General features: G+C 75.3%; 23 protein-coding genes and 1 other RNA gene. 14 read left to right on the top strand and 10 right to left on the bottom strand.

Going from position 1 to position 25,940, the window contains the following annotated elements:
• Positions 1–53 precede the first annotated feature (53 nt).
• The 3 genes from ACZ6AQ_RS02170 to ACZ6AQ_RS02160 all read left to right on the top strand — a co-directional run bounded on the left by ACZ6AQ_RS02170 (position 54) and on the right by ACZ6AQ_RS02160 (position 3,310).
• Positions 54–992 carry a DUF6891 domain-containing protein gene (locus ACZ6AQ_RS02170; RefSeq protein WP_468756796.1) on the top strand — a complete coding sequence of 313 codons (939 nt, stop codon included), beginning with the start codon at positions 54–56 and terminating at the stop codon, positions 990–992.
• A gap of 293 nt (positions 993–1,285) precedes the next feature.
• Complete coding sequence (locus ACZ6AQ_RS02165; RefSeq protein ID WP_468756795.1) at positions 1,286–2,116, top strand: glycoside hydrolase domain-containing protein; 831 nt, start codon at positions 1,286–1,288, stop codon at positions 2,114–2,116.
• A 339-nt stretch (positions 2,117–2,455) separates the two neighbouring features.
• Entirely contained in the window at positions 2,456–3,310 is an 855-nt protein-coding gene (locus ACZ6AQ_RS02160) for a MaoC/PaaZ C-terminal domain-containing protein (RefSeq protein ID WP_468756794.1), read from the top strand.
• Positions 3,311–3,561: 251 nt separating this feature from the next.
• Here the strand turns inward: ACZ6AQ_RS02160 and ACZ6AQ_RS02155 are convergent, their stop codons facing one another.
• A complete protein-coding gene (locus ACZ6AQ_RS02155; RefSeq protein WP_468756792.1) occupies positions 3,562–4,716 on the bottom strand; it encodes a hypothetical protein in 1,155 nt (384 codons plus the stop codon).
• 444 nt (positions 4,717–5,160) lie between these two features.
• Between ACZ6AQ_RS02155 and ACZ6AQ_RS02150 the strand changes: the two genes are divergently transcribed.
• From ACZ6AQ_RS02150 to ACZ6AQ_RS02140, 3 genes are read left to right on the top strand one after another with little or no spacing between them, the layout of a single operon-like run.
• The gene (locus ACZ6AQ_RS02150) at positions 5,161–5,979 is read left to right on the top strand and encodes a Nif3-like dinuclear metal center hexameric protein (protein ID WP_468756790.1); all 819 of its coding nucleotides are present in this window, start codon (positions 5,161–5,163) and stop codon (positions 5,977–5,979) included.
• Entirely contained in the window at positions 5,976–6,719 is a 744-nt protein-coding gene (locus ACZ6AQ_RS02145; protein WP_468757064.1) for a zinc ribbon domain-containing protein, read from the top strand. Before ACZ6AQ_RS02150 ends, ACZ6AQ_RS02145 begins: the two co-directional genes overlap by 4 nt.
• Entirely contained in the window at positions 6,719–8,188 is a 1,470-nt protein-coding gene (locus ACZ6AQ_RS02140; protein WP_468756789.1) for a bifunctional RNase H/acid phosphatase, read from the top strand. The genes ACZ6AQ_RS02145 and ACZ6AQ_RS02140 overlap by 1 nt, the downstream gene beginning before the upstream one ends.
• Positions 8,189–8,242: 54 nt before the next feature.
• On the opposite strand, the gene eda is transcribed toward ACZ6AQ_RS02140, so the two are convergent.
• Entirely contained in the window at positions 8,243–8,884 is a 642-nt protein-coding gene (gene eda, locus ACZ6AQ_RS02135; RefSeq protein WP_468756787.1) for a bifunctional 4-hydroxy-2-oxoglutarate aldolase/2-dehydro-3-deoxy-phosphogluconate aldolase, read from the bottom strand.
• A gap of 63 nt (positions 8,885–8,947) precedes the next feature.
• On the bottom strand, positions 8,948–9,715 hold the full coding sequence (gene yaaA, locus ACZ6AQ_RS02130) for a peroxide stress protein YaaA (RefSeq protein ID WP_468756785.1): 768 nt from the start codon (positions 9,713–9,715) through the stop codon (positions 8,948–8,950).
• Between the two features lie 355 nt (positions 9,716–10,070).
• Here yaaA and ACZ6AQ_RS02125 point away from each other — a divergent pair, with 355 nt between their 5' ends.
• Together ACZ6AQ_RS02125 and rnpB are read left to right on the top strand one after the other, a co-directional pair.
• Positions 10,071–11,513, top strand: a complete 1,443-nt coding sequence (locus tag ACZ6AQ_RS02125; protein ID WP_468756784.1) for an RNB domain-containing ribonuclease — start codon at positions 10,071–10,073, stop codon at positions 11,511–11,513.
• Positions 11,514–11,617: 104 nt separating this feature from the next.
• Positions 11,618–12,016, top strand: an RNA gene (gene rnpB, locus ACZ6AQ_RS02120) — RNase P RNA component class A.
• A 156-nt stretch (positions 12,017–12,172) separates the two neighbouring features.
• On the opposite strand, the gene ACZ6AQ_RS02115 is transcribed toward rnpB, so the two are convergent.
• Complete coding sequence (locus ACZ6AQ_RS02115) at positions 12,173–12,466, bottom strand: DUF6087 family protein (protein WP_468756782.1); 294 nt, start codon at positions 12,464–12,466, stop codon at positions 12,173–12,175.
• 281 nt (positions 12,467–12,747) lie between these two features.
• Here ACZ6AQ_RS02115 and ACZ6AQ_RS02110 point away from each other — a divergent pair, with 281 nt between their 5' ends.
• Positions 12,748–13,101, top strand: coding sequence for a hypothetical protein (locus ACZ6AQ_RS02110; RefSeq protein WP_468756780.1), 354 nt, complete (start codon positions 12,748–12,750; stop codon positions 13,099–13,101).
• Positions 13,102–13,289: 188 nt separating this feature from the next.
• Here the strand turns inward: ACZ6AQ_RS02110 and ACZ6AQ_RS02105 are convergent, their stop codons facing one another.
• Positions 13,290–14,786 carry a hypothetical protein gene (locus tag ACZ6AQ_RS02105; RefSeq protein WP_468756778.1) on the bottom strand — a complete coding sequence of 499 codons (1,497 nt, stop codon included), beginning with the start codon at positions 14,784–14,786 and terminating at the stop codon, positions 13,290–13,292.
• Between the two features lie 344 nt (positions 14,787–15,130).
• Entirely contained in the window at positions 15,131–15,874 is a 744-nt protein-coding gene (locus ACZ6AQ_RS02100) for an SDR family oxidoreductase (RefSeq protein WP_468756776.1), read from the bottom strand.
• Between the two features lie 135 nt (positions 15,875–16,009).
• Between ACZ6AQ_RS02100 and ACZ6AQ_RS02095 the strand changes: the two genes are divergently transcribed.
• Positions 16,010–17,641 (top strand): alkaline phosphatase D family protein, encoded by a 1,632-nt coding sequence (locus ACZ6AQ_RS02095; RefSeq protein ID WP_468756775.1) that lies wholly within the window; start codon positions 16,010–16,012, stop codon positions 17,639–17,641.
• Here ACZ6AQ_RS02095 and ACZ6AQ_RS02090 read toward each other — a convergent pair.
• Complete coding sequence (locus ACZ6AQ_RS02090) at positions 17,628–18,632, bottom strand: Gfo/Idh/MocA family protein (RefSeq protein ID WP_468756774.1); 1,005 nt, start codon at positions 18,630–18,632, stop codon at positions 17,628–17,630. The two genes, ACZ6AQ_RS02095 and ACZ6AQ_RS02090, sit on opposite strands and share 14 nt — an antisense overlap.
• An 88-nt stretch (positions 18,633–18,720) precedes the next feature.
• Here ACZ6AQ_RS02090 and ACZ6AQ_RS02085 point away from each other — a divergent pair, with 88 nt between their 5' ends.
• The gene (locus tag ACZ6AQ_RS02085; protein ID WP_468756773.1) at positions 18,721–20,133 is read left to right on the top strand and encodes a multidrug effflux MFS transporter; all 1,413 of its coding nucleotides are present in this window, start codon (positions 18,721–18,723) and stop codon (positions 20,131–20,133) included.
• 9 nt (positions 20,134–20,142) lie between these two features.
• Positions 20,143–21,120: a small ribosomal subunit Rsm22 family protein gene (locus tag ACZ6AQ_RS02080; protein WP_468756772.1), complete on the top strand. Its 978-nt coding sequence runs from the start codon at positions 20,143–20,145 to the stop codon at positions 21,118–21,120.
• A gap of 96 nt (positions 21,121–21,216) precedes the next feature.
• On the opposite strand, the gene ddaH is transcribed toward ACZ6AQ_RS02080, so the two are convergent.
• On the bottom strand, positions 21,217–22,047 hold the full coding sequence (gene ddaH, locus ACZ6AQ_RS02075; RefSeq protein WP_468756771.1) for a dimethylargininase: 831 nt from the start codon (positions 22,045–22,047) through the stop codon (positions 21,217–21,219).
• A 195-nt stretch (positions 22,048–22,242) separates the two neighbouring features.
• On the opposite strand from ddaH, the gene ACZ6AQ_RS02070 reads away from it, so the two are divergent.
• Both ACZ6AQ_RS02070 and ACZ6AQ_RS02065 read left to right on the top strand, forming a co-directional pair.
• Complete coding sequence (locus ACZ6AQ_RS02070) at positions 22,243–22,983, top strand: TetR/AcrR family transcriptional regulator (protein ID WP_468756769.1); 741 nt, start codon at positions 22,243–22,245, stop codon at positions 22,981–22,983.
• Positions 22,984–23,087: 104 nt separating this feature from the next.
• Positions 23,088–23,867 (top strand): bifunctional DNA primase/polymerase, encoded by a 780-nt coding sequence (locus tag ACZ6AQ_RS02065; RefSeq protein WP_388696285.1) that lies wholly within the window; start codon positions 23,088–23,090, stop codon positions 23,865–23,867.
• 167 nt (positions 23,868–24,034) lie between these two features.
• On the opposite strand, the gene ACZ6AQ_RS02060 is transcribed toward ACZ6AQ_RS02065, so the two are convergent.
• A complete protein-coding gene (locus tag ACZ6AQ_RS02060) occupies positions 24,035–25,048 on the bottom strand; it encodes an SCO2278 family lipoprotein (RefSeq protein WP_468756767.1) in 1,014 nt (337 codons plus the stop codon).
• Positions 25,005–25,898, bottom strand: coding sequence for an iron uptake transporter permease EfeU (gene efeU / locus ACZ6AQ_RS02055; RefSeq protein ID WP_468756766.1), 894 nt, complete (start codon positions 25,896–25,898; stop codon positions 25,005–25,007). Before efeU ends, ACZ6AQ_RS02060 begins: the two co-directional genes overlap by 44 nt.
• Between the last annotated feature and the right edge of the window lie 42 nt (positions 25,899–25,940).

Raw genomic sequence — 25,940 nt, 5'->3', positions numbered from 1 at the left:
ACCGGCTGGTCCCCAGCGGGCCCTTTGTCGGAGGGGTGTGTCAGAGTCTGCGCATGCTCGACATCGTGGTGAAGACGGAGAACGGGGAGCGGCACGTCCGCGTGTCCGCCGAGGAGCTGGCCGGACTGGTCCGGCGCATCGGCGGCGAGGGCGACCGGTTCCTGGTGGTCCAGCGGGTGCCCGACCTGCCCGACGTCTTCGCCCAGGTCTGGCACGAGACCGGTGGCGACTACACGCTGGAGCACCGCGACGGCTCCGCCGACCGGCACTTCCAGGCCGGGGCCGGCCGGGCCGGGGACGTGGCCGCCGCGATGACCGGCTGGGCCCGCCGGGAGGCCGGCTGGGCCCGCCGGGAGGCCGGCTGGGACGACGGCCTGTCCTGGTCGCCGCTGGACATGGGCCCCGCCCGCGAGGTGCCGCCGCTCGACCTCGGTGAGGACGAGCGCGAGGAGCTGGAGAGGCGCGTCCGCGAAGTGCTGGCCGGCGGCTACGCCTCCCGCGCCGAACTGGCCGAGGTCGCGGAGGAGTACCTGGTCACCGGGGACCGCCGGCCCGTCTCGCGCGAACAGGCGCAGGCGCTGGCCGACCGGTTGTGGCTGGAGCGGGTCGCGGAGCAGGCCGCGTGGCGGGGCGAGACCGACCCCGAGCGGCTCACCCGCGCGTTCACCGCCTTGGAGGAGGCCGGCATCACCGCCCGCGAGAACTTCACCTGCTGCCGTGCCTGCGGGCAGTCCGAGATCGGCGGTGAAGGAGAGCCCGACGCCCGCGGCTTCGTCTACTTCCACACCCAGTGCACGGATTCCGCCGCGGCCGGCCACGGACTGACGCTTCTCTACGGCGGCTTCGACGGCTCGCCCGGGACCACCGCGGCCGTCGGCCACGAGGTCGTGGCCGCCCTCACGGCGGTCGGCCTCCCCGCCGAATGGGACGGAGACCCCGGCCGGGCCATCACCGTCACCCCCCTGGACTGGCGCCGCCGCCTGGTCGGTTAGGGACGGGCACCGAGACCGAGGATCACGCCCGCCCAGGGGGCGCCGACGCGTTACGCAACCGGCTCGGATCACCCCGGCCCGCCGGAGTCCCCGCGCTGGTCGCGCGCGTCACGAACCGGCGGCACAGGGCGCGTCGTGACCGGTGACGGACCGGACGTGCCGCACCGACGCCCGACGCCCGACGCCGGTCCGGCCGGGCGCCTCGCGCCCCTCCCCGGCCCGGGCCCCCGCCGGGGCCGGTTAGGCTGAACGGGCCCCGGAGGGCCGGGGCGTGAGTTCGGATGGGGTGGGAAATGCCGAAGCACCGGCTGTCCAGAAGAGGCCGCTACATCGCCCTGGCGACGACCGGCGTCGCCGTCGTCGCCGGCGCCGGGATCGCGGCGCAGACCTCGACGGCCGCCCCGGCGTGGCCCGCGCAGAAGACCTACACCGGGCGGGCGTTCGACACCTGCACCGCGCCCTCGCTCACCGCGATGAAGGCGTGGAGGAAGGACGGCTACTACGGCGGCGTCGCGGTCTACGTCGGCGGGAAGAACCGCGGCTGCGCCCAGCCCAACCTCACCAAGTCCTGGGTGAAGTCGGTCGACACCCTCGGCTGGCGGGTCATCCCGCTGTACGTCGGCGCCCAGCCGCCCTGCCAGAAGAGCGGGAACAAGGAGCGGTTCACCGCGGCCACCGCCGCCTCGGTCGGAGCGAGCAACGCCAACGACGCGGTCGCCAAGGCGTCGGCGCTCGGCATGAGGCCCGGCAGCCCGATCTACCTGAACCTGGAGTCGTACAACACCGCCGACAAGGCGTGCAACGACGCGACCCTGACCTACGTCCGGTCCTTCAGCAAGACCCTGCGCGCCAGGACCTACCGCGCCGGCCTCTACGGCTTCAGCAGCTCCGGCGCCAAGGCGATCGCCACCGCCCAGAACCGCACGGACCTGCCGGGCAACCTCTGGTACGCCCAGTGGAACGGCCAGGAGACCACCACCAGGGACTGGCCCTGGAACCCGAAGCTGTACACCGACCACAGCCGGGGCCACCAGTACAAGGCCAACAGCAGGGAGACCCGCGGCGGCCACACCATCAACGTCGACCGCAACGCCTGGGACGCCCCGGTCGCCATCATCGGCTGACCGGCTCCTCCGGCGGGCCGGGGCGGGTGAGCGGGCTCCGCGAGGGGACCTCCCGTCCCCTCGCGGGCCCTCTCCTCGCGGCCGCGACGCCGGAGCGGAGGCCCCGGCCCGGCGGGCGCGGGCGTACGGGACCGGTCGCGACGGACGTCCCGACGGCCTTCTCCCGTACGACTATTGACGCACCGTCACAAGGGTTCCCAACCTCCCGGGCCTCGGCTATACATGGGGACCACCGGCCTAGAACGCGTTCTAGAACAGCCGCGTGCGGGACGGTTCCCGGCCGGACCCGGCACGGACGGCCGCGCCGGGTTCTCCCACGTCACGAGGAGCAGCAGCCCGATGCCCATCGACGCAGCCAAGGCCGTCGCCGCCGAACCCCGCAGCACCGAGATCTCCTGGGACCACAAGGACGTCCAGCTCTACCACCTCGGCCTCGGCGCCGGAGTGCCCGCGACCGACCCCGCCGAACTCCGCTACACCCTGGAGTCCCGGCTCCACGTCCTGCCCAGCTTTGCCACCGTCGCGGGCGGCGGCATGGGGATCGTCGACGGGCTCTCCGCCCCCGGCGTCGACGTCGACCTCATGGCCGTCCTGCACGGCGCCCAGTCGATCACCCTCCACCGGCCCCTCCCCACCGGCGGACGCGCCGTCTCCACCTCCCGCGTCGCCGCCGTCCACGACAAGGGCAGCGCCGCCGTCCTCGTCCTGCGCTCCGAGACCGCCGACGCCGACGGCCCGCTGTGGACCAGCGAGGCCCGGATCTTCGTGCGCGGCGAGGGCGGCTGGGGCGGCGACCGGGGCCCCTCCGGGCGCCTGGACACCCCGGACCGCGAGCCCGACCGGACCGTCGAACGGCACGTGCGCGAGGAACAGGCCCTGCTCTACCGCCTCTCCGGCGACTGGAACCCGCTGCACGCCGACCCCGAGTTCGCGGCCCTCGCCGGCTTCGACCGGCCCATCCTGCACGGCCTGTGCACCTACGGCATGGTCCTCAAGGCCGTCGTGGACACCCTGCTCGGCGGGGACGTCGCCCGCGTCCGGGCGTACCACGCCCGCTTCACCGGGGTGGTCTTCCCCGGCGAGACCCTGCGGATCCGGATGTGGACCGGGGAGGGCCGCGTCCAGGTGACGGCCACCGCGGTGGAGCGCGACGACGCCCCCGTGCTCACGGACGCGCTCGTGGAGCACGCGTAGGACGCCCGGGAACGCCGGAGGGCCCCGGGAAACCCCGGGGCCCTCAGGCCCGTTCGAGCGTCAGGACGCTCCGGTCACTGCGCGTCGGGCTCGCGGCGGTGACGGCCGTGCGGGGAGGACGAGGAGTCCTCCGCCGGCGCGGCCCCGCCACGATGCCGTCCGGAGCCGTTCGACTCCGTACCCTCCGTGCTTGCTTCCGACATGGTGCGACTCACCCCGTAGAAATCGATCGTGCCGTGCGGCCCGCGATTCTAGCCAACGGGTCCGCGGTCGGTGAGGGGAGCCTGCTGGAGCGGTACGGGGCGGCACACGCGGGGCTCCTCGGGGACCTCCACCGGCTCCGGCCGGGCCTCCGGCTCCTCGGGAACCTCCAGGGCCGCGAGGCCGCACGGCGCCCCGGGCGTCGCGTACGGCAGCCGCAGCACGCCCCCGGCCGTCCACAGGCCCGTGCCCGCCACCCAGCCCCGGGGGGCGGCCAGCTGGTCCATCCGGCGGGACGAGGGGCGCCAGATCCCCACCCAGCTCCCGGCCGCCGCGTCGATCCGCAGCGCCACCGCGCAGCTCTCCGGCATCAGCACCTGCCCCGGCTGCACCGCGAACGGCGTCACCGCCGCGTCGTCGAGCCGCAGGCACTCCGGGAAGCGCACCGGCAGCAGGCTCCCGAGGACGCCCCAGCCGAGCCGGTCGTGCCCCGGCGACGGCGCGTCCGAGCGGATCAGGAGCAGACCGCTGTCCGGGTCCGCGAGCAGCAGCCGGTCGTCGCTGTCCTCGGCGATCTGGAGCAGCGGCGTCACCTCGCCGCCCCGCTCCAGGTCCACGGCGACCGCCTTCACCGGCCCGTCGCCGAGCCGCCGGTCCAGGGCCAGCATCCGGCCCGTGCGGTCGAGCCAGACGCCGCCCGCGCAGTGGCCCCGGACCTCCGCCACCCGTTCCGGGCCGAAGGCCCCGCCCGCCACCAGCCAGAGCGTCGTGGTGTCGGGGCCGACGCACATCGCGTACGCGCAGATGCCGTCCGGCGAGGGCGGGAGCAGGACGAGCCGCTCGGAGCCGGGCGCGTCCACCGAACCGAGCCGCAGCTCGCCGGTGGCCGGGCCGGTGGGGTAGAGCAGCGAGAACGTGTGCCGCCGTCCGTCCACACGGCGGCAGACGAGGACCCGGCCGTCCGCGAGGGGCAGCAGCTGCGTGTGCGGTTCCTCCGGCTGGTCGAGCGGGAGCGGCACGGCGTACGGCTCCGGGCCGTCGAGGGTCCACCTCTCCGCGTACAGGGCGTCCCCGGTCCCCGCGAGCCCGGCGGCGTACGCGCCGTTCGCCGTGATCACGAACCCCGCCGGCCGGCCGGCCCTCCCGTCGTCCTTCCCTTCGGCGTCGTCGTCCTCGGCCGGGATCTCGATGGCACAGGCTGTCATCGACTCGTCACCTCCGGCGACGAAGCTAGTTTTCGCGGTTCCCGGCGGACAACACGAGCCCGGTCACTTCACACATAAGGGTGGCCCTGCGGCGGTTCGGCTGAGCAGAGGGGGCCGTGTGTGCTGGAGTGACGCGCGGTGAGGGGGAGTAAGGGGAGCCTCACCGAAGCCGGGCGCCCGGCGGGGCGCGGCGGGGGCGCGGCGGAGATGCGGCGGGACGCGGACCGCCCGGCCGTGGGGCATCCCCGGGGCGGGGCCCTTCGCGGTTCGGGGACGCCCCCGGGGCGGGGGCCTTCGCGGTTCGGGGGCGCTCCAGGGGCGGGACCTCTTCGCGGGCCGGGGTCGTCCCCGGGGCGGGGCCCTTCGCGGGCCGGGGTCGGCGGCGGGGCGGGGTCGTCCACAGGCCAGGACGGCGGGGCGCGGGGGACAGGTAGCCTTTCCCCCGTGCCCCGTCTGTCTGAAGTCATCGCCGAGCTCGACGCCCTCTGGCCGCCCGACCGGGCCGAGCAGTGGGACGCCGTCGGGACCGTCTGCGGCGACCCCGACGCCCGGGTCGGCCGCGTCCTCTTCGCCGTCGACCCCGTCCAGGAGATCGCCGACGAGGCCGTCGCCCTGGGCGCCGACCTGATCGTCACCCACCACCCGCTCTACCTGCGCGGTACGACGACGGTCGCGGCCGGCCACTTCAAGGGCCGCGTCGTGCACGACCTCATCAAGCACGACATCGCCCTCCACGTCGCGCACACCAACGCCGACACCGCCGACCCCGGCGTCTCCGACGCCCTCGCCGGCGCCCTCGGCCTGCGGGTCACCGGCCCGCTCGTCCCGGAGAACGGCCTCGGCCGGATCTGCGAGCTCGACCAGCCCGAGACCCTCGCCGAGTTCGCCGCCCGCGCCGCCGCGCGGCTGCCCGCCACCGCGCAGGGCATCCGGGTCGCCGGCGACCCCGGCACGACCGTCCGCCGGGTCGCCGTCAGCGGCGGTTCCGGCGACAGCCTCTTCGACGCCGTACGGGCCGCGGGCGTGGACGCCTTCCTCACCGCCGACCTGCGCCACCACCCCGCCTCCGAGGCCGTCCTGCAGACCCCGCTGGGCCTGGTCGACGCCGCCCACTGGGCCACCGAATGGCCCTGGTGCGAGCAGGCCGCCGCCCAGCTCGACGCGATTTCCGACCGTCACGGCTGGGACCTCCGCGTCCACGTCTCGAAGACGGTCACCGACCCCTGGTCCTCCCACCACACCTCCCCTGGAGCCCCCAACTGAACGCCGCGCCCGCCGACCAGATCCGCCTCCTCGACGTCCAGGCCCTGGACACCCGCCTCCAGCAGCTCGCCCACAAGCGCCGCTCGCTGCCCGAGCACGCCGAGATCGAGGCGCTCACCAAGGACCTCAACCAGCTGCGCGACCTGCTCGTCGCCGCGCAGACCGAGGAGAGTGACTGCGGCCGCGAGCAGACCAAGGCCGAGCAGGACGTCGACCAGGTCCGCCAGCGCGCCGCGCGCGACCAGCAGCGCCTCGACTCCGGCGCCGTGTCCTCCCCGAAGGACCTGGAGAACCTCCAGCGCGAGATCGTCTCCCTCGCCAAGCGCCAGGGCGACCTGGAAGAGGTCGTCCTGGAGGTCATGGAGCGCCGCGAGTCCGCGCAGGAGCGCCTCACCGAACTGACCGGGCGGGTCTCCGCCGTCCAGGCCAAGGCCGACGACGCCGCCGCCCGCCGCGACGCCGCCCAGGCCGAGCTGGACGCGGAGGCCGCCTCCGTCGCCAAGGAGCGCGAGCTGATCGCGGGCTCCGTCCCGGCCGACCTGCTCAAGCTGTACGAGAAGCTGCGCGAGCAGCAGGGCGGCGTGGGCGCGGCCCGGCTGTACCAGCGCAAGTGCGAGGGCTGCCACATCGAGCTCAACATCACCGAGCTGAACGAGGTCCGCGCCGCCGCCCGGGACGCGGTCGTCCGGTGCGAGAACTGCCGCCGGATCCTGGTCCGCACCTCGGAGTCCGGCCTGTAATGACCCCTGCGCGCGAACTCGTCGTCGAGGCGGACGGAGGCTCCCGGGGCAACCCGGGGCCCGCCGGCTACGGGGCGGTGGTCCTGGACGCGGCGACGGGCGAGACGCTCGCGGAGACCGCCGAGTACATCGGAGTGGCGACGAACAACGTCGCCGAGTACAAGGGCCTGGTCGCCGGCCTCAAGGCGGCCCGGGAGCTCTTCCCGGACGCCACCGTGCACGTCCGCATGGACTCCAAGCTGGTCGTCGAGCAGATGTCCGGCCGCTGGAAGATCAAGCACCCGGACATGAAGCCGCTCGCGGCCGAGGCCGGCCGGGTCTTCCCGGCGGGCCGGGTCCGGTACGAGTGGATCCCGCGCGAGCGGAACAAGCACGCGGACCGGCTCGCGAACGAGGCGATGGACGCGGGGCGGCTCGGCCGGCGGTGGGAGCCGTCCGGCTCCACGGCGGCCCTCGACGCCTCCGCCGCCCGCAACGCCGCCGCCCCGCCGCCGTCGGGCCCTCCGGGCGACGCGGCGGCGGGAGCCGCGCGGGCGCGGGCGGCGCTGTTCACGGGTGCGGGCTCCGGGACCTCCGGCCCGGCCCCCTCCGCCGGGACTCCCGGTGCCACGACGGGCACGAGTTCGGGCACGGGTACGAGCACGGGCACGAGTGCGGGCGCCTGGCCGGGGTCCGTTCCCCGGCCGTCGGGACCCTCGGGAACGGCCCTTCCCGACCGGCCCGACGACGGCCTGTTCCCGCCCGGCGGGGCCACCGGCGACTTCGAGGCCGAGGCCGCCGCCGTGACGCACGCGGAGCCCACCGCCCCGGCCGCGCCGGGACAGGGCTGGGCCGCCCCCGACATGGGAGCGCCCGCGACCTTCGTACTGCTGCGGCACGGGGAGACCGCGCTCACGCCCGAGAAGCGGTTCTCGGGGAGCGGGGGGAGCGACCCCGGGCTGTCGGCGGCCGGACTGCGGCAGGCCGAGGCCGTGGCCGGGGCGCTCGCCGCGCGGGGCACGGTCCAGGAGATCGTCAGCTCGCCCCTGACCCGTTGCCGCCAGACCGCCGCCGCCGTCGCCGCCCGGCTCGGACTGGACGTCCGGATCGACCAGGGGCTGCGGGAGACCGACTTCGGCGCCTGGGAGGGACTGACCTTCGGCGAGGTCCGCGCCCGGTACCCCGAGGACCTCGACGCCTGGCTGGCCTCCCCGAAGGCGGCGCCGACCGGCGGCGGCGAGAGCTTCGCGACCGTCGCCCGCCGCGTCGCCGCGACCCGGGACCGCCTGACCGCCGCCCACGCGGGCCGCACGGTCCTCCTCGTCACCCACGTCACGCCCATCAAGACCCTGGTCCGGCTCGCCCTGGGCGCCCCGCCGGAATCCCTGTTCCGCATGGAGCTGTCGGCCGCCTCGCTCTCGGCCGTCGCCTACTACGCCGACGGCAACGCCTCCGTACGCCTCCTCAACGACACCTCGCACCTGCGGTAGAGCCGACGGGGGGCTCGCCCACCGCCGGGTGACCGCCTGGCTCGGCCGCCGTGCTCAACGGCCGCCGAGCGGTGCCCGCAGCGCCGCCGCCCCGCGCGCCAGGGACTCGACCCGGGCCCAGTCGCGGGCCGCGAGCGCGTCGGGCGGCAGCATCCACGTGCCGCCGACGCAGCCGACGTTCGGCAGGGCGAGGTAGGCCGGGGCGGAGGCGGGCGAGATGCCGCCGGTCGGGCAGAAGCGGGCCCCCGGGAGCGGGCCCGCGAGGGACTTCAGGTACGGGACGCCGCCCGCCGCCTCGGCGGGGAAGAACTTCATGGCGTCCACGCCCCGTTCGAGCAGGGCCACGACCTCCGAGACCGTCGAGACCCCCGGCAGGAACGGCACCCCCGACTCCTCCATGGCGCCGAGCAGCCGCCCGGTCCACCCGGGGCTGACCAGGAACCGGGCCCCGGCGCCGACCGCGTCGGCGGCCCCGGCCGCCGAGACGACGGTCCCGGCGCCGACGACCGCCTCCGGCACCTCGTCCGCGACGGCCCGCAGGGCGTCGAGCGCCGCCGGGGTGCGCAGGGTGATCTCGATCAGCGGCAGCCCGCCGGCCACCAGGGCGCGGGCCAGGGGGACCGCGTCGGCCGCGTCCTCGATCACCACCACGGGGACGACGGGGCACTCCGGGGCAAGGTCGAACACGCTCGTCATGGCCTCATCCTGCCGAGGGTGAGCGCTCTCCGCAACGAGCGTTGCGCAGGGTGCAACGACGTCTCAGTGGATCTCGTCCACCAGCACGTCCAGGGCCCCCGGCTTCCCGCCCTCCTCCACCACGTACCGCAGGTCCCGCAGCGCCTCCACCAGCTCCGCCGGGGAGTCCGGCACCACGCCCGCCTCCAGGAGGCTCCGCACGATCCGGCCCTTCGTCGCCTTGTTGAAGTGGCTGACCACCTTCCGGGTCGGCGCGTGCAGGACCCGTACCGTCACCGTCCGGGCCGCGACCTCCCCCTTCGGCCTCCACGCCGCCGCGTACGCCGCCGAACGGAGGTCGAGGACGAGCCCGTCCCCGGCCACCCCGGGCAGCACGGAGGCCATCGTGCCCCGCCAGTGCGCGCCGAGCGCGCCGAGGCCCGGCAGCCTGACCCCCATTGAGCAGCGGTACGACGGAACGCGGTCGGTCACCCGCACCGCGCCCCACAACCCCGAGAACACGAGCAGCGAGTCCGCCGCCCGCTCCCGGGCCGCCGCGTCCAGGGTCGCCAGGCCCAGCGCGTCGTACAGGACACCGGTGTAGATCTCCCCGGCCGGCCGCGCGCCCGCCGTCCGCAGCTCCGCGTTCTTCGCGACCTCGCCGCGCAGCCCCTCGCTCAGGCCGAGCACCTCGCGCGCCTTCTCCTCGTCGGCGGCACACAGCTCGACCAGCTCGTCCAGGACCGCCGCCCGCGCCTCCGCGAGCCCCGGCAGGGACAGCGCCTCCGGCTTGAGCGGGGCCCCGCTCCCCGACGGGGCCTTGCCTTCGGAGGGCGGCAGCAGCACGAGCACGGTGGTTCTCCTTCGTACGGGCGGGGGCCGGGGCGCGGCCCCGGCGGTCAAGCCTACAAAGGGCCCGCGGGCACCTCCGTACGGCGGGCGAACGGCCGTGGGGCGCCTTCCACGGCGAACGCCCGTGGGCGTCACCGCGCCGTGGAAGGCCCGGGATCGCCTTCGTGGGTGAAGGCCCGGGAAGCTTCGTACGCGACGGCCCGGGGGTGCCTTCGTACGCGACGGCCGCCGCGAACGCCCCGTACCGCGACGGAACGGCGGAGCCTCCCGCGAGGTACCACGACGGAACGGCGGAGCCTCCCTCGCGGCCTCCTCCCGACATGACGGAACCGCCCCCGCCCCCTACGCTCTCTCCATGCCCCGCCGCCCCATCCACGTGACCGGCGCAGCCGAGGCTCCCCTGCGGGCCGCCCTGCGCGCACTCCGGACCGAACTCGCGATCCCCGAGGACTTCCCGCCCGCCGTCCTCGCCGAGGCCGAGGCCGCCGCGAAGGCACCCCGTCTCCCGGCGCACGACGCCACCGACCTGCCGTTCCTCACCGTCGACCCGCCCTCCTCCACCGACCTCGACCAGGCGATGCACCTGTCCCGCAGGGCCGACGGCGGCTACCGCGTCCACTACGCCATCGCCGACGTCGCCGCCTTCGTCGCGCCCGGCTCCGCGCTCGACGCCGAGGCCCACCGGCGGGTCCTCACCCTCTACTTCCCCGACACCAAGGTCCCCCTCCACCCCGCCGTCCTCTCCGAGGGCGCCGCCAGCCTCCTCCCCGGCGAGGTCCGCCCCGCCGTGCTGTGGCGGATCGACCTCGACGCCGAGGGCCGCAGGGTCGCCACCGACGTCCGCCGCGCCCTCGTCCGCAGCCGCGCCAAACTCGACTACGCGGGCGTGCAGCGGCAGATCGACTCCGGCACGGCCGAGGAGCCCGTCGCCCTGCTCCGCGAGATCGGACGCCTCCGCGAGGCCCTCGAAACCGAGCGCGGCGGGATCTCCCTCGACGTCCCCGAGCAGGAGGTCGTCGAACGGGACCGCGGCTACGACCTCGCCTACCGGGCCCCGCTCCCCTCCGAGGGCTGGAACGCGCAGCTCTCCCTGCTCACCGGCATGGCCGCCGCCGACCTGATGACCGCCGCCGGCACCGGCGTCCTGCGCACCCTCCCCACCGCGCCCGACGGCGCGGTGGCCCGGCTCCGCCGCTCCGCGCGGGCCCTCGGCGTCGACTGGCCGCCCCACGTCCCGTACGCGGACGTGGTCCGCTCCGCCGACCCGGCGAACCCGCGCCACGCCGCGTTCCTCCAGGAGTGCACCACCCTCCTGCGGGGCGCCGGGTACACCGTCTTCACCGACGGCCACGTCCCCGTCCCGGCCGTGCACGCCGCCGTCGCCGACGAGTACACCCACTGCACCGCCCCGCTGCGCCGCCTCGTCGACCGGTACGCGAGCGAGCTGTGCGTGGCGGCGGTGGCGGGGGACGAACCGCCCGAGTGGGTACGGGCCGCCCTGCCGGCCCTGCCCGAGGAGATGGCCGCGGGTTCACGCCGCGCCGGCACCGTGGAGCGCGAGAGCGTGGACATCGTGGAGGCGGCGCTCCTGAAGGACCGGGTCGGCGAACTCTTCGACGCGTACGTGATCGACGTCAAGGAGCGCGAGCCGTCCACCGGCACCGTCCACCTGGACGACCCGGCGGTGGTCGCCCGGATCGAGGGCGGCGACTCCGCGCTGCCGCTGGGGGAGTGGATGCGGGTCAGACTGGCGGAGGCGGACCCGGGGCGGGCGAAGGTGCTGTTCGCGCCCGCGTGAGCGCGACCCCGCCGTGGCGCCGGGCCCGTGCCCGGCGGGAGCCCGGCGCCACGGCGGGGTCGAGCACGGGTCGGCGCGGCGGGTAGCATGGGCGGCACGGCAGACGAGCCGGGCGGGCGGCCGCGTGGAGATCTCCGGATCTTCCCGAGGAACGTCCGGGCTCCACAGAGCAGGGTGGTGGCTAACGGCCACCCGGGGTGACCCGCGGGACAGTGCCACAGAAAACAGACCGCCGGGGACTCCGGTCCTCGGTAAGGGTGAAACGGTGGTGTAAGAGACCACCAGCGCCTGAGGTGACTCAGGCGGCTAGGTAAACCCCACTCGGAGCAAGGTCAAGAGGGGACACCCCGGTGTCCCTGCGCGGATGTTCGAGGGCTGCTCGCCCGAGTCCGCGGGTAGACCGCAGGAGGCCGGCGGCAACGCCGGTCCTAGATGGATGGCCGTCACCCCGACGACCGCGAGGTCCCGGGGTACAGAACCCGGCGTACAGCCCGACTCGTCTGCCCCTCAGGGCCTCTGACCAGCGAAAGAGCGGGTCAGGGGCTCTTTCCCATGAGCGGGTGGCTGAGACTTCGCCCCGGCCCGTACCGGACCGCGCCGCTGGGAAAGCAGCCGCGCCGGGCGGCCGGCACGAGACGGGCCGGCACTCGGCGGAGCCGTCAGGGCGCCGGAGGTTTCCGGTGTCTGCCGGTCCCCGGACCGAGCTTCGGCGCCGCCTCGGGGGCGGCGGCGGACTCGGCGTCGGGAAACAGGACACGCCTGGCTTCCGTCAGCTTCGCCGCGAAGCCGTGCGGCTCCCACAGATGGCCGTTCCACCGCTGGATCGCGCGGGGCGCGTCAGGGTGCAGATGCGATGCCCTCGGGCCGTCTCCGGTCACGAGGGGTACGGCGCGGAGCTGCCCGATCCTCGCGTCCCGACGCTCGGCCCATCGGGAGAGCGATTCGTCGTCCATGGCCGGAGGGTGGTGGGTCGGGCGATCCGGTGCTCCCAGCACGGGAAAGGGGCCCGGCCGGTCCAGTACCGGTGGAACGCGGGCGTCACGCGGAGCCGTACGGAGTCGATCTGCGGGGCGCCGGCGTCCGACGGCCGACCGGTCGAATTCGGGATTCATCGGCAAGAAGCCGGACGGGCTTCGAGGGCGTTTTGCCCCGCTCATGTCCGATGACCGAGTCTCGACTCTTGATCACCGGATCGCGGCGCTTCCGCGCACCGCACGACGAGAGGGACACGCGCATGAACGACGGCCGGATCTTCCGCGAGGCGTGGATCGACGGGGTGAACAAGCACTACCCCGGCGAGCCCAAGCCCGGCTACGTCACGCCGTCGGACGAGACACCCGCGTGGGAGCGCGAGGCGGCGGCCGCCGTGTACGGGCAGGTGCGCGACTTCATCGAGGTCAGCGGCGGACACGCGGCCCGGCTCACCCGCGAGCAGAAGGGCCGCTTCGTCGCGATCTGCTGGACCGCCCAGATGTTCAGGCACTTCGAGGACCCGAAGCCCGGATACGTTGCCGACTGGGCCGACCTGCCGGTCTGGCAGCGGGAGACGGGCGCGGACATCTTCGAACGCGTCGAGCGGACCGTCTGACCCCAGGGGCGACGGAGGGCGTCCCCGTACGGAGTCGATCCGGACGGGGACGCCCGCCCCGGCCGGACGCCCGCCCCGGCCGGACGCCCGCTCCGGCCGGACGCCCGCTCCGGCCGGACGCCCGCTCCGGCCGGACGCCCGCTCCGGCCGGACGCCCGCCCCGCCCGGACGCCCGGCCGCCGAACCCCTCAGCGCCCGGCGGGGACCGCGGCCACCACCCGGCCGCCGCCGAGGAAGTGCAGCCGGTCGACCTCGTCGGGGTACGGCCAGTCGTTGTCCCGGTAGAAGCACAGGTCGCCCGGTACGGGGGCGGTGCGCAGGTCGGCGGCGCGGCTGCCCGGGGGCAGTCCGGCCGCCTCCGCCAGGAGCGGGTCGGCCGAGCCGTTCCACTCGGTGACCTCGACGGGGCGCGGCCACGGGTTCCCGGTGTTGCAGAAGAGCCAGGCGCCGCCGTCGGCGGCCCGGCCCGCGAAGCCGGGCTCGGCCGTGGCCCGGCGGGCGCGCCGGGCGTACTCGAGGAGCAGGGCGGGCAGCGATTCCGCGAGCAGCGTCACTTCCGGGTACTCCCGCAGGGACGGGACGTCGGCGGGCACGGAGACCGCGTATCCCCACTCCCCGGTTTCCGGGTCGAGGCGTATCTGCACCAGGGTGCTGACGCTCTGGCCGTGGACCTCGGCCAGCGGCCAGTACGTGCCGTCGCCGCCCAGCATCCGGTGCACGTCCGGGTCCACCCCGGCCCCGGCCTCCCGGGGGCGCATCCGCAGTCCGGGCATGCCCTCGACGGTCACCCCGCCGGTCTCCCGCAGCACCCGGCGGACGTCCTCGGGCACCGCGACCGGCCATCCGTCCATCTCTGTGTCGTCGCAGCCGGGTGCGATCGTCACGTAGCCCGGGAACTCCTGGGCGAGAGAGCGCAGTTCGGCCATCGCCCGCGCCGCGGCGTCCGCCGGGACCGCGTGCCGCCGCACCGGCCGGCTCAGGAAGTCCCCGGTGACCTCGCTGTGCAGCAGCATCGCCCGGCCGTCGCCCGCCAGGCGGTAGTGGACCAGGCTGTTACCGGTGCCGGGCGTGTCGTCCGCGGTGGAGAAGTACGGCTCCCAGTCCACCCGGCACGGGTAGCCGGGCAGGGCCCGCAGGTCGACCAGGTCGGTCAGCGGGTCGCCCTCCCCGACCAGTCCGGCGAGTTCCGCGTCGGCTCCTCCCGCCACCTCGATGCTCGCCACCGCCTCGACGGACGCCTTCGGTCCGGGCCGGCCCGGCACGCCGGACACCAGGCGTTCGGCGCGGTCGGTGAGCCAGCCGAGGAAGTCGGGCGCCTCGACCGTCACCTCGCACACGTCGCTCCACTGGTCCGCGCTCACCACCGGTCCCCATCCGGCGGCCCGCGCGCCCACGAGCAGCGAGCCCTCTCCGGTCTCCATGTCCCCCAGGTGCCAGAAGCCGTCGAGGACCTCCAGGTGGCGGTGCGGGCCGAACCTGTGCGTCACGCCGGGGGAGCCGGCGAGGCGCATCCCGCCGATCTCCCGCAGCACGGCCCGTACCTCCGGCGGCACCGGCACGCCCCAGCCGTCCATCTCGGCGTCCGTGAAGCCGGCGGACAGCTCGCATCCCTCCCCGCCCCGGCGGGCCGCTTCCCGCAAGGTCCGGACGACGGCCCCGGCCCGGTCGAATTCCTGCCCGCTCACGCACACGCTCCCGCATCTGTCCTCGGCGACGGGCCGAAGCGTAACCACCGCCGTCACCGTGCCGAGAGGCCGTGGCCCCGTCGCGGCGGAGCCACGGCGGCCCGTGTACGGCCCGTCCCGCTCGCCCGGGTGGCCCGAGCCCGGCCGCCGGCACGCGCGTGCGTACGGCGGGGTCCCCCCGGGGAGCCGGGACGGGGGGACGCCGCCCGCCCCGGACCTCGCCGCTCGCCCCGGCCCCCGGCCCCCGCCCTGCGTCCCCGGGCACCCGGTCGCCGCCGCGCATACCTTCCCGGAACCCGGGCACGAGGACGACACCCCCGACCGGGGCCGTACGTCGGCCGGGCTCAGCCCCGGCCGACGTACGGCATCGCCGTCGCCATCACCGTCGCGAACTGCACGTTCGCCTCCAGCGGCAGGTTCGCCATGTGGACCACCGTCGCCGCCACGTCCGCCGCGTCCATCACCGGCTCCGGGGCCAGTTCGCCGTTCGCCTGGAGGATGCCCGTCCGCATGCGGGCCGTCATGTCGGTCGCCGCGTTGCCGATGTCGATCTGGCCGCAGGCGATCCGGTACGGACGCCCGTCCAGGGAGAGGGACTTCGTCAGGCCCGTCACCGCGTGCTTCGTCGCCGTGTACGCGATCGAGTGCGGGCGCGGCGCGTGGGCCGAGACCGAGCCGTTGTTGATGATCCGGCCGCCCCGCGGCTCCTGCTCCTTCATGGCCCGGAAGGCCGCCCGCGCGCACAGGAACGCCCCCGTCAGGTTGACGTCCACCACCGCCCGCCAGGTCGCCGGGTCCAGGTCCTCGACCGGGACGCCGCCGCCCGCGAACGTCCCCGCGTTGTTGAAGAGCAGGTCCACGCGCCCGTACCGGTCCCGTACCGCCGCGAAGAGGGCCGCCACCTCGTCCTCCGAGGTCACGTCCGTCGGGACGCACAGGAAGTCGCCCGCCGGAAGGGCCGCCGCCGTCTCCTCCAGGGCGCCCGTCCGGCGGCCCGCGAGCGCCACCGACCAGCCCGCCGCCGCGAGGGCGAGCGCCACGCTCCGGCCGATGCCCGAACCCGCTCCCGTCACCACTGCGATGCTCATGGGGGCGCAGCGTACGCGAGACGCGTGCCCCGTGAACTCATCCGTCCGACACGTGGATGCCCCGTGGCCGACAGCGCCGTGTCGCCCCGTGCCCGTGGAATGACGGGCGCACAGCAACCGTCAGGGGAGGGGCACATGAACCACGTCCACCAGCACTCCGGGGAACTCCGGGCCGCCGCACGCCACTTCGGGCGGCGGGGATTCCTCACCGCCACCGGGGCCGCCGCCGCGCTCGCCTTCGCCACCCAACTGCCCGCCGCCGGTTCGGCCGCCGCCGCCGAACTCGACGCCCGGCACGTCACCGAGGACCCCTTCACCCTGGGCGTGGCCTCCGGCGACCCGCTGCCCGGCTCCGTCCTGCTCTGGACCCGGCTCGCGCCCCGCCCCTTCGAACCCGACGGCGGACTGCCCGCCCACCGGGTCACCGTCCACTGGGAACTCGCCCGCGACGAGCGTTTCCGGCGGCCCGTGCGGCGCGGGGCCGCCACCGCCCACCCGGAGTTCCGGCACACCGTGCACGTCGAGGTCGAGCACCTGGAGCCCGGCCGCGTGTACTTCTACCGCTTCCGCGCCGGTGCCTGGACCAGTCCCGTCGGCCGCACCCGCACCGCCCCCGCCCCCGGCGCCCACAACGCGGCGCTCTCGCTCGCGGCCGTCTCCTGCCAGGCGTACCACGACGGCTACTTCACGGCCTACCGCCACCTCGCCGAGGAGGACGTGGACGTCGTCTTCCACCTGGGCGACTACCTCTACGAGTACGCCGTCAACGCCACCGGCGGCGCCCGCGCCCATACCGACCGCGTCCTCCCGGCCGTCTTCGACCGCGAGACGATCACCCTGGAGGACTACCGGCTGCGCTACGCCCTCTACAAGACCGACCCCGACCTGCGGGCCGCGCACGCCGCCCACCCCTTCGTCGTCACCTGGGACGACCACGAGACCGAGAACAACTACGCGGGCGACACCCCCGAGAACGGCGTTCCGCCGGAGGAGTTCCTGCTCCGCCGCGCCGCCGCCTACCGCGCCTACTGGGAGCACCAGCCGCTGCGCCGCCCCCAGCTCCCCGACGGCCCCGACATGCGGCTGTACCGGCGGCTGTCCTTCGGGCGGCTCGCGCAGTTCGACATCCTCGACACCCGCCAGTACCGCTCCGACCAGGCGTACGGCGACGGCTGGCAGGTCCCCGGCCCCGCGTCCGAGGACCCGTCGCGCACCCTGACCGGCGCCACCCAGGAGCGCTGGCTGCTCGACGGCTGGCGCCGCTCCCGGGCCCGCTGGAACGTCCTGCCGCAGCAGGTCGTGTTCGCCGAGCGCCGCGACCGGCCCACCGCCGACTTCAAGCTCTCCATGGACTCCTGGGACGGCTACCCGGCCTCCCGGCGGCGCGTCCTGGCGGGCGCAGAGGCCGCCGGCGTCGAGAACCTGATGGTGCTCACCGGCGACGTCCACGTGGCCTACGGCCTCGACCTCAAGGCCGACTTCCGCGACCCGTCCTCCCGGACCGTCGGCACCGAGATCGTCACCACCTCGATCACCAGCGGCAAGGACGGCGCCGACCGGCCCGCGAACTACGACAAGCTCATGCGGGCCAACCCGCACCTGCGGTTCTTCCACGGGCGGCGCGGCTACGTGAAGGTCTCCCTCGGCCGGGAGAGCGCCCGCGCCGACTTCCGCGCCGTCCCCTACGTGACGACCCCGGGCGCCCCCGTCACCACCGCCGCCTCCTTCGTCACCGAGGCGGGCAACCCGGGGCTCACCCCGGCGTGAGCGGAGCCTCCCCGGGGTAGCGGACGCCGATGCGGTCCCGTACCGCGTCGAGCGTCCGCATCACGGCGAGCGAGCCGTCCAGCGGTACGAGCGGGGACTCCGTCCCGCCCGCCCGCAGGCAGCGCGCCACCTCGGCGGCCTCGTGCCGCAGGGTGTGCGGGTCGCCCTCCGCCACGAACTCCTCCGGTTCGCGGCCGTCGCGGTGCAGGGTGAACCGCTCCGGGGCGAAGAAGGCGCGCGGCACGTCGATCCGCCCGAGCGTCCCCGTCACCGAGGCCGTCCGCGGCGTGTCCGCGACGATCGAGCAGGACAGCAGGGCCGACGCCCCCGACCCGGACCAGCCCAGGAGCACGCCCGTGTTCAGATCGACGCCCTCCGGCGAGAGCAGGGCGTGCGCCCGGACCGTGTCCGGCTCCCCGAGCAGCAGCTGCGCGAACGACACCGGGTACACCCCCAGGTCGAGCAGCGCCCCGCCGCCGGTCTCCGGGTCCCGCAGCCGGTGGTCCGCCGCGAACGGGCCCGCGATCCCGAAGTCCGCCTGGACCGTGCGGACCTCGCCGATCGCCCCGTCGCGCACCAGCTCCGCGATCCGCCGGACCAGCGGATGGCAGTACGTCCACATGGCCTCCATCAGGAAGAGGCCCCGATCCCGGGCGAGCGCGACCAGCTCCTCCGCCTCCCGGGCGTTGAGGGTGAACGCCTTCTCGCAGAGCACCGCCTTCCCCGCCTCCAGGGCGAGGCCGGCCGCCGCCCGGTGCGCGTGGTGCGGGGTCGCCACGTACACCACGTCGACGTCCTCGTCGGCGAGGAGACCGGCCCACTCCCCGTACGCCCTCGGTATCCCGAACCGTTCCGCGAACGCCTTCGCGGGCGCCTCGCTGCGGGACGCCACGGCCACCACCTCGGAGCCGTCGAGCGTCAGCAGATCGGTGGTGAAGCGCTCCGCGATGCCGCCCGTCGCCAGGATCCCCCAGCGCACCTTCTCGCCCATGTGCCCGCCCGTCCCCATGTCCCCGCCCGTCTCGCAGAGGTCTCGACCATGCCGGTCGAGCTGAGAGCATAGGCAAGGTTTCAACGAAATGGAGCGATCGATGCCGGAGAGCGGTCAGAAGACGACGCGAGGGAACAGAGACGAGACGGGGCCCGTCGCTCCCGACGCGCCCGGCGCCCTCGCCGCCGCCGGCGTCCCCGCCGCGGCCCCCGACCCCGCCGCTCCCGCGCCCGCCGCCCCCGGCGTCACCGCCGCCCGGCGGACGGGACTGCTCGTCACCCTCGTCCTGGGCGGCCTCACCGCCCTCCCCCCGCTCTCCATGGACATGTACCTCCCGGCGCTGCCCGAGGTCACCGGGGCGCTGGGGGCGCCCGCCGCCACCGTGCAGCTCACCCTCACCGCCTGCCTCGCGGGAATGGCCCTCGGCCAGCTCGTCGTCGGCCCCATGAGCGACAAGTGGGGCCGCCGCCGCCCGCTGCTCGCCGGCATGGTCGTGTACGTCCTCGCCACCGCGGCCTGCGCCTTCGCGCCCACCGCCGGGACGCTCGTCGGCTTCCGGCTGCTCCAGGGCCTCGCGGGCGCCGCCGGCATCGTCATCGCCCGCGCCGTCGTCCGCGACCTCTACGACGGCGTCGAGATGGCCCGCTTCTTCTCCACCCTCATGCTGATCTCCGGCGTCGCCCCGATCGTCGCCCCCCTCATCGGCGGCCAGATCCTCCGGATCACCGACTGGCGGGGCGTCTTCCACGTCCTCGCCGCCATCGGCGTCCTGCTCACCGTCGTCGTCCACCGCTTCCTGGGCGAGACGCTGCCGCCGGAGCGGCGGCACGAGGGCGGGGTGGGCGAGGCCCTGCGCACCATGCGGGGCCTCCTCGCGGACCGGGTCTTCACCGGCTACATGCTGACCGGCGGCCTCGCCTTCGCGGTCCTCTTCTCCTACATATCGGCCTCGCCGTTCGTGGTGCAGGAGCTCTACGGCGCCTCGCCGCAGACCTTCAGCCTGCTCTTCGGCCTCAACTCCGTGGGCCTCGTCGTCGTCGGCCAGATCAACGGCAAGCTCCTCGTCGGCCGCGTCAGCCTCGACAAGGCGCTCGGCTGGGGCCTCGGCACCATCCTGCTCGCCGCGACCGCGCTGCTCCTGATGACCACCGGCGTCTTCGGGAAGGCCGGGCTCGTACCCGTGTCCGCCGGGCTCTTCGTCCTGATGTCCGCGATGGGCCTCGCCATGCCGAACACCAACGCCCAGGCCCTGATGCGCACCCCGCACGCCGCCGGGTCCGCCTCCGCCCTCCTCGGCACCTCGTCCTTCCTCGTCGGCGCCGTCGCCTCCCCGCTGGTCGGGATCGCGGGCGAGCACACGGCCGTCCCGATGGCCGTCGTCCAGCTCACCTGCGCCGTCCTCGCCCTCGCCTGCTTCCTGGGCCTGTGCCGCCCGGGGCGGGCCGACGCGGGCGCGGTGCCCGCCCCGGCGGCCGGGAAGGCGCGGGGCTCCGCCGCCTAGACTGTCTCGGTGAACGCCTCCGCCGACTCCCTGCGCGCCGCCCTCGCCGCCGTCCTCGACGGCCTCCCGCCCCACCGGACCGCCCGGGCCGTCGAGCGGCTGATCGCCAGCTACCGGGGCACCACCCCGACGGACGCCCCCGTGCTGCGCGACCGCTCCGACGTCGCCGCGTACGCCGCGTACCGGATGCCGGCGACCTTCGAGGCGGTACGGGGCGCCCTCGCCGCCCTGCGGGACGCCGCGCCCGACTGGGAGCCGCGCACCCACACCGACGTCGGCGGCGGCACGGGCGCGGCGAGCTGGGCCGTCGCGGAGGCGTGGGGCGGACGGCCGCCCCGTACGACCGTCCTCGACTGGGCCGAGCCCGCCCTCGCGCTCGGCCGCGAGCTGGCCGGCGGCGTCCTGGACGCGGAGTGGCGGCACGAGCGGATCGGCGGCGCGCTGCGCCTCGCCGACACGGACCTGGTCACCGTCTCGTACGTGCTCAAGGAGCTGACGGAGGCCGACCGGGCGTCGCTGGTCGCCGAGGCGGCCCGCGCCGCGCGGACGGTCGTCGTGGTCGAGCCGGGCACCCCGGACGGCTACGAGCGGATCATCGAGGCCAGGGCCCTGCTCGTCGGGGCCGGGTTCACCGTCGCCGCGCCCTGCCCGCACAGCGGGGCCTGCCCGATCGTGCCCGGCACGGACTGGTGCCACTTCTCGGCCCGGGTGAGCCGCTCCTCGCTCCACCGGCAGGTGAAGGGCGGTTCGCTGGCGTACGAGGACGAGAAGTACGCGTACGTGGCGGCCACCCGCGTCCCGGTGGTCCCGGCCACCTCCCGCGTCGTCCGGAGGCCGCAGATCCGCAAGGGCCTGGTCCTCCTGGAGCTGTGCGGCCCGGACGGACTCGCGCGCGAGACGGTCACCAAGCGCCACGGCCCCCTCTACAAGCGGGCCCGTGACGTCGAGTGGGGCGACCCGTGGCCGCCGGGGGCGGACGGGTCCTGACGCGGCGCCGCCGCGCGGCCGTCCCCGCACCACGGCGTGGTGCGGGGACGGCCGGCCCGCTCCGCGGACGGCCCCACGGGCCGCGCGGGGCTTCCCTCAGGGCCGCAGCTCCTGGGTGCAGCACTTCACGCTGCCGCCGCCCTTGAGGAGTTCGCTCAGGTCCATGCCGACCGGCGCGAAGCCCCGCTCGCGCAGCGGCCCGAAGAGCCCCACCGCCGCCTGCGGCAGCAGGACGTTCCGGCCGTCGCTCACCGCGTTGAGGCCGAGGACCGCCGCGTCCTCGGCCGTCGCGGTCAGGGCGTCCGGGAAGAGCCGGGCGAGCACCGCGCGGCTGCCGGGGGAGAAGGCGTCCGGGTAGTACATGACCTCGTCGCGGGCGTCGTCCAGGACGCACAGCGCCGTGTCCAGGTGGTAGTAGCGCGGGTCCACCAGCTCCAGGCCGATCACCGGCCGGCCGAAGAACTCCTGCGCCTCGCCCTGCGCGAGCGGGCTGGAGCGGAAGCCGCGCCCGGCGAGGATCCAGGAGGCGGTGACGGCGAAGTCGCCCTCGCCCTCGTTCACGTGCTCCGGCGTCCGCAGGTCCTCCTCCGCCCAACCGGCGCGGCGGAACCACGCCAGGTGCGCGGCGGCCTCGGCCGTGCGCTCCGGGTGCGCGAACCTCGCGCCGAGGACCCGGCCCCCGACGACGGTGGCGCCGTTCGCCGCGAAGACCATGTCCGGGAGCGCCGGGTCCGGTTCCAGGAGTTCCACGGTGTGGCCGAGCGCCCGGTAGCGGTCGCGCAGATCCTCCCACTGGGCGAGGGCGAGGGGGACGTCGACCGGTTTGGCGGGGTCCATCCAGGGGTTGATGGAGTACGTCACCGCGAAGTGCGCGGGTGGGCACATCAGGTAACGGCGGGGCGAGGACGCGCGCGGAGTGGTGCGCAAGAGGGGCTCCTCACGGACGGGAGGGCGGAAGGACCGGGACACCGGGGCGCCGGGACACCGAGGCACCGGGATGCCGGGACGGGGTGGACCCCATGGTCCGCCTTCGGGGCCCTCCGCGCAGTGGACCGTTCGGGTGGTTCGCGGACCGCCCGATCCGGCGAGACGTCACGTCTCGCCTGGTGCTAGGTTGGGCGCATGTCCAGGACCGGGCCCGCCAAGGCCGCACCCGACGCCTCCCGCCGCAGCGAACGCTCCCGCCGCGCCATCTTCGACGCCGCCCTCGCCCTCGTCTCCGAGAACGGCTACGCGCGGACCACCGTCGAGGGCATCGCCGCCCGCGCCGGGGTCGGCAAGCAGACCATCTACCGCTGGTGGCCCTCCAAGGCGGCCGTCCTCCTCGACGCCTTCCTCGACCTGGCGGCCCGCGTGGACGGGGCGGCCCGGCCCGGCGGGGCCCGCGACGGGGAGGAGGCGGGCGGGACCTCCGACACCGGCGGAACCTCCGACACCACCGGGACCTCCGGCACCGGCGGGACCTCCGGCACCGCCGGGACCCCCGGCACCGCCGGCATCCCCGACACCGGCGACCTCGCCGCCGACCTCAAGCACGTCCTCCGCGCCACCGTGGACGAGCTGAACGACCCCGTCTTCGACGTCCCCGCCCGCGCCCTCGCCGCCGAGGGGATCGTGGACCCCGAGCTGGGCGCCCGCTTCACCGGGGCGCTGCTCGAACCCCAGCTCCAGCTCTACGTGCGCCGCTTCGAAGCCGCCCTGGCCGCCGGAGACGTCGATCCCGGCACGGACCCCCGCCTCGCCGTCGAACTCCTGGTCGGGCCCCTCCACCACCGGTGGCTCCACCGCACCCTGCCGCTCACCCACGCCTACGCCGACGCCCTGGTCGACCACGTGCTGCGCGGCCTCGCCCCGAGGTCCTGACGACCGGACGGGCACCCCGGTTCCGCACTCCGGTCACCCGGAGCGCAGGATGGTGGGACCATGGGCGGAGCCGAACGGGCGAGCACGAGGTTGTGAGGGGATAGATGGGCGACGGCATCGACCGCTACCGCGGCACGGAGGGCAGACTCGCGCAGTGGCTGCGCAGGCGTCCCAAACGCACCGCGGCCGACGACGAGGGCGACCGGGAGAAGCTGCTCCTGGCCACCGCCGCCGCCGGGCTGCCCCTGGCCCCCGCCGCGTACCCGGTCGGCTACAGCTGCTCCTGCGAGCGGATCGGCTGTCCCACCCCCGGCCGGCATCCCGTCTCCTTCGCCTGGCAGACCCAGTCGACCACCGACCCCGCCCAGATCGAGCGCTGGGCCCGCAACGAGCCCGCGGCGAACTTCATCACCGCCACCGGCATGGTCCACGACGTCCTCGACGTGCCGCTGGCCGCCGGCCGCGCCGCCCTGGAGCGCCTGCTCGCCGAGGGCGTCGAGGTCGGTCCCGTCGCCGAGTCGGCCGACGCCCGCCCCGAGGGCGGACGGATGCTCTTCTTCACCGCCACCCGCGGCACCCCCGAGGACGAGGACGAGTGGTGGCCCTGCGAGCTGGACTGCCACCCGGAGACCATGGACGAGCACCCGGGCCTCCGCTGGCACTGCCGCGGCAGCTACGTCCTCGTACCGCCGGCCCGTCTTCCCGGGGACGAGGACGCCCACCCGGTCGTCTCCTGGCTGCGCGGCCCCGAGCACCCGCTGCCCGACCCGCTGAACCTCCTGGAGACCCTTCAGGACGCCTGCGCCCGCCACGCCGCCGAGCGCGGGGCGGACGGCGACGACGGACACGCGGCCCACGAGATCGCCTGGCCGCTGACCCGCTGACCCGCTGACCCGCTGACCCGTACCGATCCGCTGACCCGTACTGACCCGCTGACCCGTACTGATCCGCCGGTCCACCGTTTCGCGCCGGACCGCCGGGTCCCGGCCGGACGGGGAAGCGCCCCACGGGGCGGGGCCGGACGGCGCCGGCCCGCCGCGCGCCGGGGGCGTTACGAGCCCACCGCTCCCACCACGCCCTGGAGCCGGCCCACCACCGTGACCGCCTCCCGGTCCGCGCCCTTCGGCTTCACCAGGGCCGCCTGGCCGGACACCCACTCCCGGGTGACCGTGTCCTTGACCGTGCCGGTCATCAGCGCCTTGACGTCCGCGCTCACCTTGGGCCGGTAGCCCCGCGCCGCCGTCTGCCGCTCGAAGTAGCGGATCGCGAAGAAGACGAACGCGCCGCCGTCCCGGGTCCGCAGCGCCAGCGGCGCGAAGTCCCCCTGGTCGGCGGTCCGGTCGGCGTACTGGGTGGCGAGGCCGGGCCGCTCGGCCGTCTTCCGCCGCTGCGCCCGCCACTCCGTGGTGTGCCGGCCCGCCGCGAACGGCCCCTCCCGTCCGTCCTTCAGGTACGCCACGTACTCCGCGCCCAGCTTCCCGGGCGCGACCGCCAGCGCGCCGGTGTCCGCGGCGACCGGCACCGGGTACCCCTCCTCCTCGGCGAACGCGGGCACCTCGCTCCCGGCCAGGACGGCGAGGTGGGCGGCCTCCCACCGCTGCCCGGGACCGTTGCGCACGAAGGCCAGGAGCCAGCGCCGGCCGGTGTTCAGGTTGGAGGCGGCGTCCGCGACGAACCAGCGCGGCCAGCCCGCCTTGCGGGGCAGCAGGAAACGCGCGTCCGTCAGCTCCAGCGGCTTGTGCTCCGTGTTGCCGCCGGGCGCGAGGACCGCGCGGGCCCGCAGACCCGCCTGGTTGATCTCCCCGAACGGACCGGTGACCCGGTCCGCGTCCAGGGCCGGGTCGAGGGCCTTGTCGGCCCGGTTGAAGGCGCTCGTGAAGTCCGCGAGGGCCCGCGCCGCCTCGGCCTCCGTCGCCGGCGGCACCAGCGCCGTCTCGCCGTGCACCGTGACGCAGCCGCTCGCCGTCAGCGCCAGGACGGTCACGGCGGCGGTCACCGCGAGCAGCCCCGCCGACCGTCGCTCAAGCGGTCTTCTCGGTGCTCGCCCCAGCCTCAGCCTTCTCATCGGTCGCCTTCTGCTTCTTCAGCCGCGTGGACGCACCCGACCCTATCGGGGCCAGGAACAGCGCGAGCGTGGGGACCAGATACAGCGCCCACACCGTGACCTGAAGGACCGTCGGGTCCGGCTGGAAGTTGAGGACGCCCTTCAGGAGCGTGCCGTACCAGCTGTCCGGCGGGATCGTCTCCGAGACGTCGAACGCCTTGTCCGCGAGGCCGCCGAGGAAGCGCGCCTCCTGGAGGTCGTGCACGCCGTACGCGAGGACGCCCGCCGCCACCACGACCAGCATCCCGCCGGTCCAGGTGAAGAACTTCGCCAGGTTGATCCGCACCGCGCCCCGGTAGAACAGCCAGCCGATCAGGACCGCCGTGAGCAGGCCGAGGAGGACCCCGGCCAGCGGCGCGTACGTGCCCCCGGAACCGCCCGAGGAGGCCGCCCGTACCGACGCCCACACGAAGAGCGCCGTCTCCAGGCCCTCGCGGCCCACCGCCAGGAAGGCGGTGGCGACCAGCGCGCCCGTGCCCATCCGGAGGGCCGCGTCCAGCTTCCCGTGCAGCTCCGACCTGAGGTGCCGGGCCGTGCGCCGCATCCAGAAGACCATCCAGGTCACCAGGACCACCGCGACGATCGACAGCGAGCCGCCGAGCAGCTCCTGCGCCTCGAAGGTCAGCTCCTGGGAACCGAACTCGAGCCCGGCGCCGAAGGCCAGGGCGACGCCGACGGCCACGCCGACGCCGGCCCAGACCGGCTTCAGCGCGTCCCGCCGCCCGGTCTTCACCAGGTACGCGATGAGGATGCAGACGACCAGGCTGGCTTCGAGGCCCTCGCGGAGGCCGATCAGATAGTTGCCGAACACGTCGGCTCCCTCCCAGGAATGCGTGAACCGGAGTGGTGTGGA

The sequence above is a fragment of the Streptomyces sp. NPDC041191 genome (assembly GCF_055591945.1).
Note: the sequence above shows the minus strand (reverse complement) of the source record. Positions and strands in the feature narration are given on the sequence as shown.

Bases quoted from the DNA above. Each gene is read 5' to 3' on its own strand.
- ACZ6AQ_RS02170 (WP_468756796.1), top strand. From the start codon at position 54: ATGCTCGACATCGTGGTGAAGACGGAGAACGGGGAGCGGCACGTCCGC.
- ACZ6AQ_RS02165 (WP_468756795.1), top strand. From the start codon at position 1,286: ATGCCGAAGCACCGGCTGTCCAGAAGAGGCCGCTACATCGCCCTGGCG.
- ACZ6AQ_RS02160 (WP_468756794.1), top strand. From the start codon at position 2,456: ATGCCCATCGACGCAGCCAAGGCCGTCGCCGCCGAACCCCGCAGCACC.
- ACZ6AQ_RS02155 (WP_468756792.1), bottom strand. From the start codon at position 4,716: ATGACAGCCTGTGCCATCGAGATCCCGGCCGAGGACGACGACGCCGAA.
- ACZ6AQ_RS02140 (WP_468756789.1), top strand. From the start codon at position 6,719: ATGACCCCTGCGCGCGAACTCGTCGTCGAGGCGGACGGAGGCTCCCGG.
- eda (WP_468756787.1), bottom strand. From the start codon at position 8,884: ATGACGAGCGTGTTCGACCTTGCCCCGGAGTGCCCCGTCGTCCCCGTG.
- ACZ6AQ_RS02125 (WP_468756784.1), top strand. From the start codon at position 10,071: ATGCCCCGCCGCCCCATCCACGTGACCGGCGCAGCCGAGGCTCCCCTG.
- ACZ6AQ_RS02115 (WP_468756782.1), bottom strand. From the start codon at position 12,466: ATGGACGACGAATCGCTCTCCCGATGGGCCGAGCGTCGGGACGCGAGG.
- ACZ6AQ_RS02110 (WP_468756780.1), top strand. From the start codon at position 12,748: ATGAACGACGGCCGGATCTTCCGCGAGGCGTGGATCGACGGGGTGAAC.
- ACZ6AQ_RS02100 (WP_468756776.1), bottom strand. From the start codon at position 15,874: ATGAGCATCGCAGTGGTGACGGGAGCGGGTTCGGGCATCGGCCGGAGC.
- ACZ6AQ_RS02095 (WP_468756775.1), top strand. From the start codon at position 16,010: ATGAACCACGTCCACCAGCACTCCGGGGAACTCCGGGCCGCCGCACGC.
- ACZ6AQ_RS02090 (WP_468756774.1), bottom strand. From the start codon at position 18,632: ATGGGCGAGAAGGTGCGCTGGGGGATCCTGGCGACGGGCGGCATCGCG.
- ACZ6AQ_RS02085 (WP_468756773.1), top strand. From the start codon at position 18,721: ATGGAGCGATCGATGCCGGAGAGCGGTCAGAAGACGACGCGAGGGAAC.
- ACZ6AQ_RS02070 (WP_468756769.1), top strand. From the start codon at position 22,243: ATGTCCAGGACCGGGCCCGCCAAGGCCGCACCCGACGCCTCCCGCCGC.
- ACZ6AQ_RS02065 (WP_388696285.1), top strand. From the start codon at position 23,088: ATGGGCGACGGCATCGACCGCTACCGCGGCACGGAGGGCAGACTCGCG.
- ACZ6AQ_RS02060 (WP_468756767.1), bottom strand. From the start codon at position 25,048: ATGAGAAGGCTGAGGCTGGGGCGAGCACCGAGAAGACCGCTTGAGCGA.